Annotated in this window: 16 protein-coding genes; 10 read left to right on the top strand and 6 right to left on the bottom strand. The window is 30.1% G+C overall.

Annotated elements, in window-relative coordinates; genetic code table 11:
- The first annotated feature begins 104 nt into the window (after positions 1 to 104).
- From arcS to Mjas_RS07365, 4 genes are all read left to right on the top strand, one after another.
- Positions 105 to 1,841, top strand: a complete 1,737-nt coding sequence (arcS, locus tag Mjas_RS07380; RefSeq protein ID WP_421077522.1) for an archaeosine synthase subunit alpha — start codon at positions 105 to 107, stop codon at positions 1,839 to 1,841.
- 209 nt (positions 1,842 to 2,050) lie between these two features.
- A complete protein-coding gene (locus tag Mjas_RS07375; protein WP_421077521.1) occupies positions 2,051 to 2,590 on the top strand; it encodes a hypothetical protein in 540 nt (179 codons plus the stop codon).
- A 17-nt stretch (positions 2,591 to 2,607) separates the two neighbouring features.
- Entirely contained in the window at positions 2,608 to 3,531 is a 924-nt protein-coding gene (gene mmp11 / locus Mjas_RS07370; protein WP_421077520.1) for a methanogenesis marker protein 11, read from the top strand.
- Between the two features lie 119 nt (positions 3,532 to 3,650).
- Positions 3,651 to 4,730, top strand: coding sequence for a tryptophan--tRNA ligase (locus Mjas_RS07365; protein WP_421077519.1), 1,080 nt, complete (start codon positions 3,651 to 3,653; stop codon positions 4,728 to 4,730).
- Positions 4,731 to 4,790: 60 nt separating this feature from the next.
- On the opposite strand, the gene Mjas_RS07360 is transcribed toward Mjas_RS07365, so the two are convergent.
- Positions 4,791 to 5,600: a hypothetical protein gene (locus tag Mjas_RS07360; RefSeq protein WP_421077518.1), complete on the bottom strand. Its 810-nt coding sequence runs from the start codon at positions 5,598 to 5,600 to the stop codon at positions 4,791 to 4,793.
- Between the two features lie 62 nt (positions 5,601 to 5,662).
- Here Mjas_RS07360 and Mjas_RS07355 point away from each other — a divergent pair, with 62 nt between their 5' ends.
- Entirely contained in the window at positions 5,663 to 6,631 is a 969-nt protein-coding gene (locus Mjas_RS07355) for a transposase (protein WP_421077517.1), read from the top strand.
- Positions 6,632 to 6,645: 14 nt separating this feature from the next.
- On the opposite strand, the gene Mjas_RS07350 is transcribed toward Mjas_RS07355, so the two are convergent.
- On the bottom strand, positions 6,646 to 7,035 hold the full coding sequence (locus tag Mjas_RS07350) for a hypothetical protein (RefSeq protein WP_421077516.1): 390 nt from the start codon (positions 7,033 to 7,035) through the stop codon (positions 6,646 to 6,648).
- A gap of 166 nt (positions 7,036 to 7,201) precedes the next feature.
- Here Mjas_RS07350 and Mjas_RS07345 point away from each other — a divergent pair, with 166 nt between their 5' ends.
- Positions 7,202 to 8,185 (top strand): cobalt-precorrin 5A hydrolase, encoded by a 984-nt coding sequence (locus Mjas_RS07345; protein ID WP_421077515.1) that lies wholly within the window; start codon positions 7,202 to 7,204, stop codon positions 8,183 to 8,185.
- Positions 8,186 to 8,189: 4 nt separating this feature from the next.
- Here Mjas_RS07345 and Mjas_RS07340 read toward each other — a convergent pair whose 3' ends face one another.
- The gene (locus tag Mjas_RS07340) at positions 8,190 to 9,029 is read right to left on the bottom strand and encodes a 7-cyano-7-deazaguanine synthase (protein WP_421077514.1); all 840 of its coding nucleotides are present in this window, start codon (positions 9,027 to 9,029) and stop codon (positions 8,190 to 8,192) included.
- Positions 9,030 to 9,144: 115 nt separating this feature from the next.
- Here Mjas_RS07340 and cbiD point away from each other — a divergent pair, with 115 nt between their 5' ends.
- From cbiD to Mjas_RS07325, 3 genes are all read left to right on the top strand, one after another.
- The gene (gene cbiD / locus Mjas_RS07335) at positions 9,145 to 10,257 is read left to right on the top strand and encodes a cobalt-precorrin-5B (C(1))-methyltransferase CbiD (RefSeq protein ID WP_421077513.1); all 1,113 of its coding nucleotides are present in this window, start codon (positions 9,145 to 9,147) and stop codon (positions 10,255 to 10,257) included.
- A gap of 245 nt (positions 10,258 to 10,502) precedes the next feature.
- On the top strand, positions 10,503 to 10,874 hold the full coding sequence (locus Mjas_RS07330; protein WP_421077512.1) for a 30S ribosomal protein S6e: 372 nt from the start codon (positions 10,503 to 10,505) through the stop codon (positions 10,872 to 10,874).
- A gap of 135 nt (positions 10,875 to 11,009) precedes the next feature.
- Entirely contained in the window at positions 11,010 to 11,288 is a 279-nt protein-coding gene (locus tag Mjas_RS07325) for a UPF0147 family protein (RefSeq protein ID WP_292460257.1), read from the top strand.
- Here Mjas_RS07325 and fucA read toward each other — a convergent pair.
- Positions 11,257 to 11,814: an L-fuculose phosphate aldolase gene (gene fucA / locus Mjas_RS07320; RefSeq protein WP_421077511.1), complete on the bottom strand. Its 558-nt coding sequence runs from the start codon at positions 11,812 to 11,814 to the stop codon at positions 11,257 to 11,259. The genes Mjas_RS07325 and fucA overlap by 32 nt on opposite strands.
- Before the next feature lie 69 nt (positions 11,815 to 11,883).
- Between fucA and Mjas_RS07315 the strand changes: the two genes are divergently transcribed.
- On the top strand, positions 11,884 to 12,648 hold the full coding sequence (locus Mjas_RS07315) for a TatD family hydrolase (protein ID WP_421077510.1): 765 nt from the start codon (positions 11,884 to 11,886) through the stop codon (positions 12,646 to 12,648).
- A gap of 25 nt (positions 12,649 to 12,673) precedes the next feature.
- On the opposite strand, the gene Mjas_RS07310 is transcribed toward Mjas_RS07315, so the two are convergent.
- Complete coding sequence (locus Mjas_RS07310; RefSeq protein WP_421077509.1) at positions 12,674 to 13,657, bottom strand: mechanosensitive ion channel family protein; 984 nt, start codon at positions 13,655 to 13,657, stop codon at positions 12,674 to 12,676.
- A 105-nt stretch (positions 13,658 to 13,762) separates the two neighbouring features.
- Entirely contained in the window at positions 13,763 to 14,827 is a 1,065-nt protein-coding gene (locus tag Mjas_RS07305; RefSeq protein ID WP_421077508.1) for a mechanosensitive ion channel family protein, read from the bottom strand.
- Positions 14,828 to 14,841: the final 14 nt, after the last annotated feature.

The raw sequence follows: 14,841 nt of genomic DNA, 5'->3' as shown, positions 1-14,841 counted from the left end.
CCACATAAATATGAGAAGAATAATATTTATTATTTAATTTTTATTTAACTTTTAAATATAATTTAATATTTTTTAATCTATTTTAATAATGAAAAAGTGATAAGATGCTTGAACCAATTTATTATGATATAGGAAGAATTTGCAAGGAAGTATATTGTAAGGCACAATATGATAAAAATAAAAAAAATAATAACCAAAGTATAACTCCGAAAATGATTGATGAGAATATATTGAATGATATTGAACTCCCCCTACTAAAAATACCATTTGATTGTCCAGAAGATATTGCAAATTATTTAATAGATGTAAATAAAGAAGAAACCTATGGAACAGTTGAACTTAAAAATGAAGAAAAGATTAAATACTGCATTATAAATTTTGGAAAATATGTTGATAATATTGATAACATTAATTTAAATGAATTAGAACCTGATTTAATAATAATTGCAGATGGAAGGAGATTAATTAAAAGAAAAGAACTTGTTGAGTTAATTCCAAAATTAAGGGAAAAAATCTCTCCAAATACTGCCATATATTTCCCCACTGCGCTTCCATGGGAAATGCCTTTATTGGCATATTTGGGTGTAGATTATTTTGATTATTCATCTGCATCATACTACGCATCCCTTGGATATAAATTTACAAAAAATAGGATGATGACGATAAGCAATAAATCTTTTGATGAGCTCCTACAACATAACATGTCAATTTTAGATGAAGTGGTTGAAGAGATAAAATACTGTATAAAAGAGGGATGTTTAAGAAACCTTGTAGAAGAAACGAGTTTATCAGACCCATATCTCCGTGCAAATTATAGGCGATACAATCCAGATTTAAGAAACATTCCACTATCTAAGGGCAAAAAGATTATAGTGTCCATTGATGAAACCACCATTCCAGAGGTAAAAAAATACATTGAACGAGTGAAAAACTATGAGGCATTTACAAATACAATCGTTTTATTACCTTGTTCATCAAAAAAGCCATATTCCTATTCAAAATCTCATCAATTTTTCATAAATGCCATAAACTCGGTAAATTTCCCAGTTGAGGAGGTAATCCTTACATCCCCCTATGGTATAGTTCCACGAGCTCTGGAAGGTGCAATAGATTATGATATTCCAGTTACTGGAAAGTGGAGCTCCGAAGAAATTGAATTTATAAACAAGCATTTAAAAGAATACCTTGATAATGCAAAAGATAAATTTGGGAAGTTAAATATAATTGCACATTTGCCAGAGCATTATTTGGAAATTTTAGATGAAAATGAATATAAAAAATACGGTAATTATATAATTACTTCTGAGGACGACAATCCAACATCTACAAAGTCTCTTGAAAATCTAAAAAATACATTAAAAGAGTTAAAGGAATTAGTATTAAATGAAAATCCCGACAATGATAATGAAAGCAATAAAACCAGAAAACAGCAATTCATACACAACTACAAACAGCTTGCAAAGTTCCAATTTAATAAAGATTTTATCCCAGACGATGTAATTATTAAAGGAAGGCATAGAAAATTCTTTGTTAAACAGAACAACAAATTAGTTCAAATATGTTCTTTAAATGAGGAAAATGGGCTTTTAGTTTTAACCTATGACGGCGGAAATCTACTTGGGAAAACAAATTGGGTAGAGGTAGATTTTAAAGTCAAAAAAGGTTCGCTATTTGCTCCGGGATTTAAGGATTGCGATGAAAATATTTCTGTGAATGATGAAATTGTAATAATATATGATGGTAAAGTAATAGGCGTAGGCAGAGCTCTGATGAGTGGACTGGAAATGAAAAAGGCAAAACATGGCTCACTGGCAAATATAAGGCATGTAAAATATGACTGAGTATGGTATGACTAAAATATAGTAGCAATAGGTGTAATAATATATAACACATATTATTAAACTTTTATTATTGTGGTGAAGGGGATTTAAAATATATTCATCGGTATAATACTGTATTATCGTAATAAAATAAAAAAGTGATTTTGAGGATTCCCACTTCACCCATTTAAGATTTAGATGTTCGTCATTTATATATGTGGATGGAGGGGATGGTGATTAATAAAATAAAAAAGATTGCAGAGTTGATACTTTTAAAAGATAAAGAATATAGCGAAATTGAAAAATTAAAAGAATATTTAAAAAAATATATAGACCTAAATAATGAAATAGGCATTTTAGAGGATACATTAAAAGATTTGGACAATAATTCAAACACTTTAAATATCAATGATGCAAAATTTTTAAGTAATGAACTACGAAAATACCTAAACACATTGAACAAACTTAGATGTCAATTAAATGAACTGAACAGCAATGTAAATGTGGTAAATTATGATGAGTTAAATGAATGTATCAAAAAAATGAGAAATATAGTGGTAAATGTTGATGATTCGTTAAAATGGGACATATATAATAAAATAGATGAACTTAAAAAAGAACTTGAAACTGTCGAGTGGGAGCTCGAATTAATAATACTAAATTATGGATTACAAAAATTTGAAATAGATGATAATGATAATAATGAAGAGTTATACGATTATATTTACCAAAAGATTATTCAACATTTAACCAATTTAGATGAAAAATAAATAAAAGAGGGATATAAATGGACAAATACGGCAATGCAGAGGATATTTCATATAAAAAAATAATAGCCATGGTTGATGAAGAATTGGGAATTGTCGAGCTCATAGAAGAACACCCTTGTCCAAACGGAGCTCAGTGGGTAATATATCAATATCAGAGAACTTCTCCCCTTATTATTTCAGCATGGAGGGAAGGAAATAATCACCATTTTATATTAAAAATAGATAAATGCAGGTTAAAACTTGTCCCTTCATTATCTGCCGCAGGTATTGAGCAGGTTTTTGTTAAAGATGATAATGTTCATATTATTTATGCAGGTTTGGCTGGTGCAGGAGTTGGTGTTGAATTGAGAAAAAATGCCGAAAATGTAGTTGATGCCATATTGCATGAAGAAGGTGGCGGTTCAAAGCTTGGAAAAGGAGTAGTAATCACCCCAAGGATGGAAAAGGTAATAATAGGTATTGATGATACTGATACAAAGGAAGAAGGAGCAACCTGGGTTCTTGCAAATGAGATTGGAAAATTAGTTGAAAAAGAGGGCATTGGATACTATATAGACCATACTATAATTCAGCTTTATCCTGGAAATCCTGATAAAACACAAAACTGCGTATCTATTGCACTGACCTTCGCAGTATATCCAAAATATAAATATAAAATCAAGGAATTAATTAAAAATCATTTAAAAGAAAAAAGTTTGTCAGATAAAACTGCAATGGCAGTATATTATGGAATCACCCCATCAAAAAGCATGAAATTATATACTTGCAAAGCAAAAAGAGGCATGGTTTCTGTTGAAGAGGCAAAAGCTGTGGCAATGAGAAATAATATCGACATTATTAAAATATTTGAAAAGGATGGAGGAATAATTGGAGCAGTTGCGGCACTTGGACTTGCAGAACATCACGATATTGCGGCAAAACTCCCTGATGACTTTGAATAATTGAGTAAATTAGAGTCAATAAATAAAAAATAAGTAATAAATCAAAATAAAATATAATATATAATAAATTTAAATAGATGGATAAATAATACTAAATATTAAAGTAGTTGGGTGAGACATTGATAACACCTTGGGATGTTTCAGATAATGTTGATTATAAAAAAACAATGGAAAACTTTGGAATAAAACCAATTAAAGATTTATTAAAGGATATTGAAAATCCCCACCATCTTATGAGAAGAGGCATAATATTCGGACATAGAGATTTTGAGAGAATAATAAAATCAATGAAAGAAGGTAAAAAATTTACAGTTCTAAGCGGTATGATGCCTTCTGGTAAAATGCACTTTGGACATAAGATGATAGTTGACCAGCTCCTTTACTACCAAAACTACAACACAGAAATATATATTCCGATAGCTGATTTAGAGGCATACTGGGCAAGAGGAATGGACTTCGAAACCACAAAAAAGCTTGCGGTTGAGGAGTATATTACAAACTATATAGCACTGGGATTAAATCCAAATAAAATAAATGTTTACCTTCAATCAAAAAATGAGACGGTTAAGGATTTGGCGATGAAATTGGCTAAACGAGTTAATTTTAGTGAGATGAGGGCAATATATGGATTTGGTGGTGAAACAAATATAGGGCATATCCTTGCTCCAATTGTTCAAGTTGCCGACATACTTCATCCTCAATTAAAGGAAAAGAATCCGGTTGTTGTTCCAGTTGGTATTGACCAAGACCCTCATTTAAGATTAACTAGGGATATAGCAAATAGGGCAAAGGAATTTAAATTTATACCTCCATCATCAACATACCATAGGTTCATGACTGGACTTTTAGGAGGTAAGATGAGCTCATCCAAACCAGAGACTGCAATATTTTTAAGTGATAAGCCATCCAAATCTCTTAGGAAAAAGATAATGTCGTGTAAAACAGGAGGTAGAGAGACTCTTGAAGAGCAGAAAAAGCTTGGAGGAATTCCTGAGGAGTGTGTGGTGTATGAGCTCTATGTTTATCATTTAATTGATGATGATAATGAGCTTAAAGAGATATATGATAAATGTAAGAATGGTGAGCTCACCTGCGGACAGTGTAAAAAATCGTGCTATGAAAAAATTACAGAGTTTCTAAATGATTTAAGTGAAAAAAGAGAATGTGCAAAGGAAATTGCTAGAGAGATTATAAAATAAGTGATATTTTATTTTTTACTATAAAATGTATAACTTTAACAATGCATAACAATGATAACATCAATCAGTGATTAACTTCTTAAACAACTCAAATAAATCTTTTTTTGTTTTCGGCGGTTCATCAAATCCTAAATTATTGATAGTTTTTATATTTTTGAATTTATCAAATCCTTTATTTTTACATGTATTTTGTAGCCGTTCTATTACTGATTTTGGATTAATATCAATAATATATAATGGCTTTTCTTTATCAAAATTTTGACAAATTGCATCTACAATGTGCGGGTCGGTTCTTAGTGAATTTCCCCAAATTACAAGTTTTGAGCATTCCCCTAAACTTAACCTAAAATGTAGAAAATACCACTTTAAGACATCAATTTGTTCAATTAAATCATATTTTAATATTGGACTGTTATATACAATTACTGGATAATATCCAATTGGATGATTACCATCCTTGGTTTTTATAAGTTTGCGAGTTTTTCCACTCTTAGTGTTGATAAATTTATATGAACCGTGCAAATGGGCAATTATATTGTCGTTTTTATGGCTCTTGAGGAAGTTTGATAGATTAAACTTGCATGCATTCCAGGCATCTTCGCTATCAAATTTTATTTCAACCTTATTATACGCCTCGAAACCATCACTTAAATATCGTCCATTGTTTCTCATTAACATAATATCCAAAATTCCATCATAATTTGTTGTATAAAAATGAGTGATAACCTTACTTTTTTCAAACAATTGGTATAGTGCGTCTCCAAACCATTCGTCATCAATATCTAACGCTTTTCCCAAAATCTTATAACGATTATTCAATTCAAAATCTATCAATTTATTTGCAGTGGTTCCAATTATTTGGGATATCATCTTTTTGTTTATATTGAGGTTGTCGAAAAATATTAAATTATCAATAACATATAATACATGTTATGAAGGGGAATATAAAAAAGAAAATAGAAAAGAAAAAGACCAATCCTAAGACAAAAGGATACTGGAGAATATACGACCTTAGATATAAGAAATACGACCTAAGAACTACTTATACGTTGATTTTATCCATTACAAACATGCTGAATCGTCCTTCTACCGAAGGACGAAAGGTTGGTAGGGTATCTGCCCTACCCTATAATGAATATGTGGTAGTTCTAATATTAAAACATATCTACAAACTAAGTTTAAGGGATTTAGAGACACTCTCAAATACATTACATAACAAACATATTGACCATTCCACATACGGTAAAGCATTCAAGCGAATAGATACCTGGTGGTTATCTACCTTACTTACTTTTACATATGTAATTATAGATAATCTACTAACTCAGCCCTCCAACAAACTATATATGGCAGACTCAACAGGAGTTTCCATAAATAGGTTATACTATGAGTGCATTCACGGAGGGAAACGTACTAAACGATTGGTGCATGATAAATTGCATGTTCTAGCATCATACTATCCAGAACAAGGATATATTCCAATAATCTCCGCCCGTTGGGGCGGAGGTTATAGTTCCGATAGTGCCAACCTATTGGAAATGGTTAAACAGATTGATTTTTTAGATAATGAATATCTACTGGCTGATGGAGGATATGATTGCTGTGAATTGTTTGAATATTTACTACAACACAATATCACTCCAATAGTTAAAACAAAAGAATTCAAGTGGAAGTATCATATTAGCAAAGTTAGAAAAACCATTAAGAGCATGTTTAACAAGGATTGGTATCGCCTTCGGGGGATAGTAGAATCCATATTTGGAGGGCTGGAGACTAAAAACAGGTTAAAATTAGATGACAGGTTGGCGGATAGCAGATGTAAAAGCACTATCGCAGTAGCGATAGTGCATAACATATTAACACTAATGAGGATATTAGTATTAACATATGATACCAAATAAATTTACTAATTCAATTATTCGACAACCTCGTTTATATTATAAAGATAATCCTTATTCCAATCATCTATTGCTCCAATTTCATGCAAATAATTAATTACACAGTTCAATACTTCAATAGATTCTTCTTCATTTATCTTTATATTAATGTTATTCAGATTATTAAGTAATTTTTCATAACGGTTTTTAGGCTCATCCCAAAGTTTTATTAATTTGTCGATATTATCTAAAAATTCATTAATTTCATCCCTAGAGTATAAATTATTTCTGAGAGGTATGGAATTCCTAAGGAATGCCAATTGTGAGTTAGAATATTTTTCATATTTATCATTAAATTCATTTCTCAAAATATCTCTAATCATATAATTAAATCCATTTCCTATTAAAAAACAAACTGATTCTTTCAAAATTTCCCCTCCTCATTCATATATTAATTATATTTTTATAAATCTATATATATGAAAAATACATGGTTGATTCATAGAAAAGTAAAGAATATTTAGCATATAATTATTTATATTTTTTCGACATACAATTGAATAATCCGCATTACAAAACATTAAGGATGAGCTCATGATAAAAATAGTTTATATCACAAAAAACGGTGAAATTTTAGCAAATAAAATTAAATGTATTTTAGATTATTATTTTTATGATAATGGGATATATCATTCAAGGGATTTAATTATTGATGGAAATGAAAAAGGATTTATTTTTATAATGGCAACAGGCATCGTTTTAAGAAAATATATCGATAAAATCAAGAAGGATAAAACAAAAGATGCCTTTGTAATAGTCCTAGATGAGCTCGGCAAAAATATAATGCCAATCCTGTCAAATCATTTAGGTGGTGGAAACTATTTTTCTAATTTAATTGGAAGGGAATTAAAGGGAAATATTGTTTTAACCACTGCAACAGATGTGAATAATAAAGTAGGTATTGATGAGCTTTCCAATATTTATTTTTTAGATGTGCCAGAGAAAAAGGATATTTTAAAGATAAATAAAAAGGTTTTAAATGAAAAAGTTGATTTAATCCTTCCTAACGGCTGGAAACCGCTAAAAAATGTATTAAATACATACAATGTAGAATATCACAATAATAATTATGTAGTTGTAGATGATGCTGTAATTTTAAAACCAAAAAAGATTGTTGTTGGTATCGGAGCTCGGAGAAATATCAAATCCCATAAGGTATATTGGGCAGTTAAAAAGGCACTGTATTTAAGAGATATTCCGATGTGGAGAGTAGATGCCTTTGCAACTGTTGATGTGAAGAAGGATGAAAGGGGAATTTTAGAAACTGTAAAAAGGTTTAAAAAGAATTTGTTTATATTTGATAGAGATGATATAAACGAGATTTATAAGATTAGGGACGATTTAATAAAATCCGATTTTGTTTTTAAAACCATTGGAGTTTATGGGGTTTCTGAACCTGTTTCTATATTGGGGGTAAAAAAACTAAGTAATAATCATATAAACGATATAAACGATATAAATTTGATTTTAAAGAAATTTAAAAAGAATGGGGTTTCTGTTGCAATATCTGTTGGATGATTTATCACAAATCATATTCCAAAACATCCAAAATATTCTTTAAACCTTCATCTTTATCTATAACCTGAGCTCTGACTTCTCTTAAAATTCTCTGGATTGTGAATTTTTTATTTCGATTATATTTATGGGCACTTTTAAGAAGTGGGCATCCGTATCTTTGAGATATGGTTATGTTGTTCCTTTTTAAAATTTCTCTGCTCTCATTTTTTGTTAGGACTAAATAGGAGGGCATATTTATTCTTAAAACATTATCATCTTCTGGAACAATTGATAAATGCCCAACAGAAAGCATATCACCGTATATTATGTATTTTATATTATTTTCTTTTGCATAGTTTAAAACTGCGTTTTCTATGGTTTTATGGCATCTTCCGCATGGGTGGTATTTTCCATTTAATGTGTCATTTTGAATTTCATTTAAATCAACATCTATAAATTCATGATTTATGTTTAACTTTTTTGCCAGTTGTGATATATTTTTTTTATTATTGGGATGCATTACAATGGGGGAATATGCTGTGATACCTATTACATCGAAGATTTTTTTTGATATTATGGAAGACGCGGTGCTATCTACGCCACCACTAAAAGCCACTACTGCCTTTGGTTTGTTTTTTAGTTTATTTGGTTCATCCTGAGCGATAGCGAGGGATTTTGCAAATCTTTGATTTGCATAATCGTCTTTTGTTATAATATTTAAAAACTCGTTAAAATCAGTTTTTCTTAATTCTAAAAGATTTTTCAAATTATTGTATAGATTATCATCTAATACGTGATTATTATAGAGGGAATCTAAATTTTTTAATGACGCTTCTATCCTAATGTCTCTTATTTTTTGGTGCATAATATCACTGTTTATAAAAATAATAAATAAATAGAATTAAAATAAAGAATAACTAAGATAAAAATATAATATTTTCAATATAGTATAATATAGAATATAAAAAACCGTGGGATTTATGATTTACGATTTTAGGAAAGAAAAAAAGTTTGGATATACCACAGGCTCATGTGCCGCAGCTGGTGCTTACTGCGGAGTTTATTATTTAAAAAAAGGAATAAAATTGGATTATGTGCAATTGGGAAATGATAAGGGAGATAAATTAATAATTCCAATTGAAAATTTAGAAATTAAGGAAAAAAACAAAACAATTGCAACTGTTAAAAAGTTTGCAGGCGAAGATATAGACATTACAAACGGAATAGATATTATTGTAGAAGTTGAGCTCTTGAAGATAAATGGAAAGGACGAATCCAACAAACCAAAGGTAGAAATCATCGGCGGAGATGGTGTGGGCATAATTACAAAGGACGGGCTACAAATAAAAAAAGGAGATTATGCCATAAATCCAAAACCAAGAGAGCTCATCATAAACAATATTATAAATTTACTTGATGAAAATGATAGAGTCATAGTTAAAATATCTGTTCCAAAAGGAAGGGAACTGGCAAAAAAAACACTAAATCCAAAGCTTGGAATAGTTGGAGGAATTTCAATACTTGGAACAACAGGGGTAGTCAGACCAATGTCAAACGATGCTTATAAAGAATCCCTTGTTCCGCAGATTGATGTTGCACTTGCAAATAATTATAAGAGGTTGATATTTACACCGGGAAATATAGGAACAAAATATGCAAAGAAGATGTTTAATGCACCCGATGACCAAATTATTGAAGTCTCTAATTTTTGGGATTTTATGCTTGATAAAGCATTGGAAAAGGGAGTTAAGGACATTTTAATATTTGGACATTCTGGGAAAATTATAAAACTTGCCGCTGGCATATACAACACCCATTCAAAGGTTGCAGATGGAAGAAATGAGGTATTGACTGCATACAGTTCGTTACATATTGAAGATAAAGAAGTTTTAAAAAATATGTTATATGCCAATACAACAGAGGAAATTATAGAAATTCTAAAAAAAGAAGGTGTTTTAACGGAGGTTTTTAATGCCATAGCAAATAGGGTGATTGAGAGAGCTCGCAATAGATGGGATGGTATAAATTTCAGCTGTATTATAATTGATATGAAAGGAAATATATTGGGAAAATATCCACAAGATGAATTTTAGGAAAAAGTATAAAAATGAGAATGTCATAATATAGTCAAAGATGGGCGAAATTGGAAAAACACAAATAAAAAGTTAAAACATATAAATTAGAAGTCATTCAGTTTTTAGGCAGAAGTAGTTAATGATGCAAGAAATAGTAATTAAAATATAGAAATCTAAGGATTTTTAATATCTTCTAAAAGATAAAGGATAATGCTAAAAATAAAAAGATAAAAAATAAATATAAAAAATAAAAAGGTGATAACATGGCAAAATTTAAAGTTGTAGTATCTGACAAAGATGGAAAATCATACCAGTTAGAAGTAGAAACAACAGCATTAATCGGTAAAAGAATCGGTGATGAAATAAACGGTTCAATTGTAGGATTGGATGGATACAAATTAAAAATCACAGGCGGTTCAGATAAGTGTGGATTCCCAATGAGACACGATATACACGGAAGTATGAAGATGAGAGTTTTATTAAGCAAAAAGCCAGGATACAAACCAACTGATAAAGGTATCAGAAGAAGAAAAAGTGTAAGAGGAAACACAATTTCATCAGATATCGTTCAGGTAAATACAAAAGTTGTAGAAGCTGGAGAAAAACCAATCGCTGAAATACTCGGACAGGAATAAATCTAAATCTTTTTTAATTTTAGTTTATGCTGTATTTTTTTATTTTTCATTTAAATACGATACATTATTTATATTAAAAACAATATTACATATTTAATAATAAATTCAATTTACATAATTTTACGGGGTGATACTATGTTTAAACCTAAAAAAATTAGTCCTGAGGATAAATTAAAAAACATAGCTTTTATGCTTGATGAAATCATTAACGACACAACAGTTCCAAGAAACATAAGAGCTGCTGCACAAAATGCAAAAGATTCTGTTTTAAATGAAAATGAAGAATTTATTGTAAGAAGTGCCACCGCAATTCAGTATTTAGACGATATAAGCGATGACCCAAATATGCCACTACACACAAGAACCCAAATATGGAGCATCGTTAGTGAGTTGGAGACTGTAAAGAATGAATAATGTAGTTTAATTTTGCAATCTCTTCCATAACTTCTGTTTTTAAATATGCTTCAATTAAGTTTTTTCCAACGCATACTATTCCATGATTTTTTAAAAGTATTACATCTTCATTTCTTTTAGAAACTTCATTTGCGAGCTCTACACTACCTGCCTTGAAGTAAGGAACATAACCTATCTCTTTTATAAATAGTTGTGCCTCAGGTGTTAGGAGCTCTATTTTTTTATCTATTATTGAAAATGCTGTGGAGTATATTGAATGAGTATGAACTACTGCATTTATGTCTTTTCTTTTTTTGTATAGGTTTAAGTGCATTTTTATTTCAGATGTGGGAGCTCCTTTTATAACATTTCCATCTATATCAACAACTGATATATCATCTTCTTTTAAAAATCCCAATATTGAGCCTGTTGGAGTTGCATATATTAAATTTTCTTTTCTTATACTTACATTTCCTCCGCTTCCAACGATGTATTTTCTATCGTATAGTTTATGACAAATGTTTATGAATTCTTTTAAATCATCCATTTTATCACCAAAATAATTTTAAACTATTAGGTATTATCTATTATATATTAAAAATAATATGGTGAAACCATGATTGACTCCCATATTCATTCCGACACAAGACCTTATGAAGATTTTGAGAAGATGGCATTGTGTTTTGATTGTGCCATCACATTGGCACACGACCCATTGGAGCCCTATTCTATGGATATTTTGAGAGCTCACTTTGATAAAATAATATACAACGAGATTGAAAGAGCAAACAAAACTGGATTGAAATTATTTGTTTGTTTGGGAATACACCCAAGAATGATACCCTCTGATGTAAATTACAATATATTAAGGGAATATTTAAAAGCCAAAAATGTTGTAGGTGTTGGAGAAATAGGGCTGGAAAAATGCACAAAAGAAGAAATTGAAGTTTTTGAAGAGCAGTTGCTTATGGCACAAGAGTTAAACCTTCCAGCTGTTGTTCATACTCCAAGAAGAAACAAAAAGGAAACTACAAAAACCATTTTGGAAGTTATTGACTCATTGGGATTATATAAGGACGCAGAGAAGAATATTATAATTGAACACTGCACAAAAGAAACCGTTCCGATGATTTATGATACTGTTATGAATATGGGTTTGACAGTTCAGCCAAGTAAATTAACTCCTATGGACGCTGTTGAGATTGTAAAGGAATACGGTGGAGAAAGATTTTTATTAAACAGCGATAGCTCCTCTGCACCATCGGATATAATGGGAGTTCCAAAAACAGTTTTAAAGATGAAAATGAATAATATAGATAATGAAATTATTAAAATGGTTTCCCACGATAACGCCAAAAATATTTTTGGATTAGATATTTAATTAATAATTTAATATCTTTTTGTAATTAATTACCATCCCTCCTTAAATAAACTGTCTGAGTTGGGAATGCAAATTCAAGTCCTTCTCTATCAAATTCTTCTTTTATTTTTAGATTAATTTCATTAACTGTGCTTGTATATTTTTGATAACCATTATACCTGTTATTTTTGATGTAATAAACTACTTGAATATTCAAACTCCAATCACCATATTCTTTAAAATATATAGTTATTGGTTCTCTTTCAATATTTGGATTATTCAATAAAATGTTTTTGATAATATTCATTGCCTTTTTTAAGTCATCTGCACTCGTGTTATAGGTCAATCCTATTGTTGAAGAGACCTTCCATTTATTCTTTGAAGGAACATTCTGTATGGTTTCATCCACCAATTTAGAATTTGGAACAACGATAATGGAATTATCCATACTTCTTATTTTGGTGCTTCTAACTCCAATGTCTTCTACAATTCCTGTCCCTCCACTAAAATTAACCCAATTTCCTATTTTGAATGGTTTATCAGTGATGATTATAAAACCCCCTATAAGATTAGAAACCAAATTCTGAGATGCCAATGCAACTGCCAAACCTCCAATCCCCAAACCTGTGAGTAGTGTTTTTACATCATATCCTAAATTGCTTAAAATGAGGACCAATCCAACAATCCAAATAATCAATCTTATGATTTTTTTGGTTAGAATAATTATTTGGTCATCAATTTCCATTCTTGTTCTTTTTGATATTGCATCTGCTAAATATTTCTCAACTAATTCAGAGACAAATCTATCAAAAAATACAATTATGCAAATAATAAATGCAGTTGATATTCCTTCATTTATCATTGTTTTTAAATCTTGTGGAGTGTATAAAAAATTAAATCCCAAATAAAACCCTGATAATACGATAGCAATTGCAATAGGTAATGATAATGCCCTTACTATCACTTCATCAAATTCAAGTTCCTTCTTTTTATTTAATTTATCTGCAAGTCGTTCAATTAAAGCATCCATATACCGCCCAATGATTATTGAAAAAAATATGGATAAAAGACATAATAAATAATTTTCTATACTATTATTAAGTATTATATCATTTATTATTTGTGATACAGTCATTTAGTCACCGTCTTTTTTCAAATAAACTGTTTGAGTTGGAAATGCCATCTCTATCCCTTCTTTTTCAAATTCCTCTTTAATTTTCATATTTATTTCATCCATGGTATCTAAGTAGTAGTCAAAACCAAAGTTTCTAATAAAGTATTCAACCCTTATATTTAATGAAAAATCGCCAAACTCTTCAAATGTGATTCTTATGGGGGGTAGTGTGGCGTTGTGATTGTCGATTATGTTTTTGATAATTTCTTTTGCTTTACTCAGTTTTTCCACAGAAGTGTCGTAGGTTAAACCAATAGTTACAAGCACCCTCCTTTTTCTCATCTCAGAGAAATTTTCGATATTCGCACTTAAAAGATTTGCATTGGGAACAATTATAAGGCTATCTCCAAAAGTCCTTATTTTTGTGCTTCTAATCCCTATATCCTCTACAATCCCCTCTCCACCATCGAATTTAATCCAATGATTTATTTTAAAAGGTTTATCCACAAATATTAACACCCCTGCAATGAAATTTTTAACGGTATCCTGTGCTGCAAGAGCCACGGCCAAACCGCTGATACCTAAACCAGCAAGGAGTGTTGTTATATCATAGCCAGCAGTTTTAAGTGCCATCAATAACCCGGCAATTACGATTATTATTTTTAAAAGCTTCCTCAATGGAGATACCACTTGGTCATCAAATTTAGTTTCTGATTTTTCTACAATAGGCATGATATAATGACCTATAAAATCATCAACAAAATTGACTGCAAACCATGTCCCGCATAATATAACCACGATTTTAATGGCCTCATTTAACAATATATCAATACTGCTTGGAAGAACGAGAAATTTCAATCCCAAATATAGAAATCCAACAAATACTAATAATATAATGGGGAGCTCGAGAGCTTCCAATATAATATCATCAAATTTTGTTTTTGTTTTTCCAACCAAATTTTTTATATATCTTTTGATGATGGAGTTGAATAATTTTCCAAATACGATTCCAAATATTATAAACAAAATAAAAATTATATAATTATATAGGGTGTTTCCAAAATATGTGGCATTTAATAAATCCATAATCTCCCTCTTCC

Source organism: Methanothermococcus jasoni (assembly GCF_049075655.1).
GTDB lineage: Archaea > AGJL01 > Methanococci > Methanococcales > Methanococcaceae > Methanofervidicoccus.
Note: the sequence above shows the minus strand (reverse complement) of the source record. Positions and strands in the feature narration are given on the sequence as shown.